At 61.0% G+C, this 3373-nt stretch carries 4 protein-coding genes; all 4 read left to right on the top strand.

Annotation, left to right across the window (positions count from 1 at the left end; genetic code table 11):
* Nucleotides 1-119: 119 nt before the first annotated feature.
* Nucleotides 120-404, top strand: coding sequence for an ABC transporter ATP-binding protein (locus AHiyo1_RS08665; protein ID WP_059388289.1), 285 nt, complete (start codon nt 120-122; stop codon nt 402-404).
* Nucleotides 401-1462 carry an ABC transporter permease gene (locus tag AHiyo1_RS08660; RefSeq protein ID WP_059388288.1) on the top strand — a complete coding sequence of 354 codons (1062 nt, stop codon included), beginning with the start codon at nt 401-403 and terminating at the stop codon, nt 1460-1462. The genes AHiyo1_RS08665 and AHiyo1_RS08660 overlap by 4 nt, the downstream gene beginning before the upstream one ends.
* 63 nt (nt 1463-1525) lie before the next feature.
* The gene (locus AHiyo1_RS08655; protein ID WP_059388287.1) at nt 1526-2350 is read left to right on the top strand and encodes a hypothetical protein; all 825 of its coding nucleotides are present in this window, start codon (nt 1526-1528) and stop codon (nt 2348-2350) included.
* A 10-nt stretch (nt 2351-2360) separates the two neighbouring features.
* The gene (locus AHiyo1_RS08650) at nt 2361-3176 is read left to right on the top strand and encodes an MBL fold metallo-hydrolase (RefSeq protein WP_059388286.1); all 816 of its coding nucleotides are present in this window, start codon (nt 2361-2363) and stop codon (nt 3174-3176) included.
* Nucleotides 3177-3373: the final 197 nt, after the last annotated feature.

Here is a 3373-nt window from a genome sequence, read left to right as displayed (position 1 = left end):
GGCCGATTTCATGGACCGGCGCCCGGCGAACCTCAGCGGGGGACAGCAGCAGCGCGTGGGCATCGCACGCGCCTGGTCACGAATCCCAGCCTGGTGGTCCTGGATGAGCAACGTCCTCGTTGGACCTGACTATCCGCGCCTCTATCCTGCGCACCCTCGCGCGCCTCAGGGCTTCGCGCGGCCTCACGTACGTCTTCATTTCCCACGACATCGAAACGGTCCGGCACTTCTGTTCCACGGTGGCTGTCATGCACCGCGGAAAAATCGTCGAAACTGGTCCCACCCGAGATGTCTTGATGGCTCCGCAGCACCCTTATACCCAATCGCTGATTTCCGCTGCGTTGCCGGTAGTTCCCTATTCCGCCGTCGTTGGCTCTACGAATTCCCGGGGGCAGATGTCATGATCCGCTACATCATTTCAAGGCTCCTTGTTGCTGCCTTATTGCTGTGTGGCCTCATCACCCTCAGCTTTGGCCTCGTGTCCCTTCTTCCCGGCGACCCCGCGGTGGCCCTTCTGGGTGAATACGCAACCCCGGCAGACGTCGCCCGTATCCACGCGGAACTTGGCCTGGACCTGCCTTTCTGGGAACGCTACCTCGGGTACATGTCCAGGACCCTGAGCGGGGACCTTGGCCATTCCCTCTTCACGGGCAGTTCGGTGTCCAGCGAAATCCTGACCCGGCTCCCGAATACCTTGATCTATATGGTGCCGGGGCTCGCCTTGGCCCTCATCATCGGCATGGCGAGTGGAACGTTCGCGGCTTATCGCTACCGGCGTTTTGCCGATAAAGCCTTCACGTTCTGGATATCCATCCTCATGGCCATGCCGGAATTCGTGCTGGCCCTCGTGTTGCTGTTCGTCTTCTATCAACAACTGCGCATCGCGCCCGCACCGATCGGCATGCTCTCCAGTGCGCAGATCACTCCGCCGCGCGTCACGGGATCAATTCCCCTCGACGCCATAGTTGCCGGCCAATGGGGTACGTTTTCGTCAATCCTCGGCCGCGCTGTCCTTCCTATCGTGACGATGGGTTTGTTCTTTGCTGCCCCGTTTGGAAAGACGGTGCGCTCGGGACTCTTGCAGGTGCTCCAATCACCACAAATCGAGTTCGCGAGGGCCTGCGGACTGCGTCCCACCCAGGTCTTCCGATATGCCCTCAGTGACATCCGCGGGTCACTCATGACCTACTTGGTACTTCTCTTTGCCGCGTCCCTCAGCGGAGCGGCCATTGTGGAAAGTGTCTTTTCCTGGCCAGGAGTGGGTGGTTGGTCGCTCGACGGCGTACTCAAAGGCGATGTGCCCGTCATTCAAGGTTTTGTCCTCATCATGGGAACCACAAGCTTGCTCGGCTACGTCGTTCTCGACGCCTTGATCACCCTTCTGGACCCCCGTACGCGCAGCAAAGCCGTGGCAGGACGCCGTCAGAAGCGCCTGCGCGCAAACCCGGCAACTATCTCCTAAGAAGCCCTCAGCCGCCTCCGAGAAGTCTTGACAGACGTCTCCCGACTTCAATAGATTGAAGACATGTTCACTAAAGTTCATGAAGATAAAGTTATTGCCCTCGGTGGAACCATTCCGCTCGATGGCCGCGTGAGCTGGGTACCGGCCGGGGCAACCGGCTTCCAGCCGTCGAATTGCTATCTCCTCAGCGAAGGGTCCGGCCGACTGTTGGTCGACACCGGGCTCGCAGTCCACAGCCAGGAAATCCTCGATGACCTGGTTGAACTGCTCGACGACGACGGCCGGCTCTCCATGTTCTTCACGCGGAGCGAGATGGACTGCGTTTCGAACCTGGAACCCATTGCCGGGAAGTTCGACATCGAACGCCTCTTCACCGGCGGCGCCATCAACCCCTTCGATGCCTTCGATGACCTCAGCCGGCTTGCGCTCCGAGGACGCCGGCAGCAGATCGACCAGAAGGGAGAGGGCGGAGATTCCATGGCCCGCACCCCAGAGATCGAGGTGGCGCCGGGCCGTCACTTGACCATCGAGTCGCCGCTCCTGCGGCTCCTCCCGACCTTCTGGGGCTGGGACGCGAATACCGGAACCATCTTCACCTCCGACACCTTCACCCACGGCACCATGACGAGCCCGGACGGTTCCCGCATCATCGACTCGATCGCCCAGGACACCACCACGGCCAAGCAGGTCGCCGAGCACCTCTACGCGAAATACGAGTGGATCCCGCGGGCCACGTGCGAGCCGCTCCGGGAATGGCTCTCGGACAAGTTCGAGACCCTGGCCCCAGAGACCATCGCCCCTTCCCGCGGTTGCGTGATCCGCGGGCGCGAGCTCGTCCGCCGGCACCTTGATTTCATGCTCGCCGCGCTGACACCGGAAAAGGCATAGGAGAATCCCGATGGAAGAACTAGTAGAAACCATGAGCCGCGACCTTCCGCGCGAGGTAGCCGACGGCGTCACCTGGATGAGTTCGTGCCTGCCGTTCCACCTCCAGGACCGCGTTATCCACGGGCACACCTCCACGTATCTGGCACAAGGGACCGAGTCGTCCATCCTCATTGATACGGGCAACCCCTCCAGCTGGAACATCATTTCGGAAACCCTTGACGGATTGCTCGGGGACAAACCGCTGAGCTACGTCTTCCCGACGCATCCGGAGCTTCCGCACACGGGAAACCTTCCGCGCCTCGTGGAGAAGTACCCCGATATCAAGGTTGTCGGCGACATCCGGGACTACCACCTCTTCTACCCGCAGATCGTGCCCAACCTGCATGCCCGGGTTCCCGGGGACAAAGTGGATCTCGGCGGCGGGTATGAATTCGTGATCGTCGAGGCCATGATCAGGGACCTGCCAAATACCCAATGGGGCTTCGTACCGAAGTCGGGCGTGCTTTTTACGGCCGACGGTTTTTGCTACATGCACCGCCCGGAACTCGATGATGAGGATCCGGTGCACCTCCCCGGCGAATGTGGCCTGATAACAGATGAACTCTCGGCACCCATCGCGGTCGAGAACGCAGCCTTCTTTACCGGCAGCGCGTTGTACTGGGCCAGATTCGCCAACGACGCTGACCAGGTTTACGACCGGGTCGGCAAGCTGATGGATGACCTTGGGGTCAAGATCGTAGCGCCCACCCACGGCAACGTGATCACCAATATTCCGGAGGTGGCGCCCATCATCCGGGCCGGCCACAAGCACGCCTACCGTTACTAATCCACTGCCCCCATCAGCAGCGCACTACTCGTAACACGTCCTTTCCCTCTGTACAGAAATTGGAACCAGGCTTATGAAGAATTCGCGTTTATTGCTCGGCTGGGTCGCAGCAGCGGCAGCTGTGTCGCTCACCGGATGCGGGGGAGCCACTCCCACCGCGGCGGTGGCCAAGCCGGAGTCGGTCGTCATTGCGGTCG

Origin of the sequence: Arthrobacter sp. Hiyo1 (assembly GCF_001263615.2) — a bacterium.
GTDB lineage: Bacteria > Actinomycetota > Actinomycetes > Actinomycetales > Micrococcaceae > Arthrobacter.
This window is presented reverse-complemented; position numbering and strand designations above follow the sequence as displayed.

Bases quoted from the DNA above. Each gene is read 5' to 3' on its own strand.
- AHiyo1_RS08660 (WP_059388288.1), top strand. From the start codon at position 401: ATGATCCGCTACATCATTTCAAGGCTCCTTGTTGCTGCCTTATTGCTG.
- AHiyo1_RS08655 (WP_059388287.1), top strand. From the start codon at position 1,526: ATGTTCACTAAAGTTCATGAAGATAAAGTTATTGCCCTCGGTGGAACC.
- AHiyo1_RS08650 (WP_059388286.1), top strand. From the start codon at position 2,361: ATGGAAGAACTAGTAGAAACCATGAGCCGCGACCTTCCGCGCGAGGTA.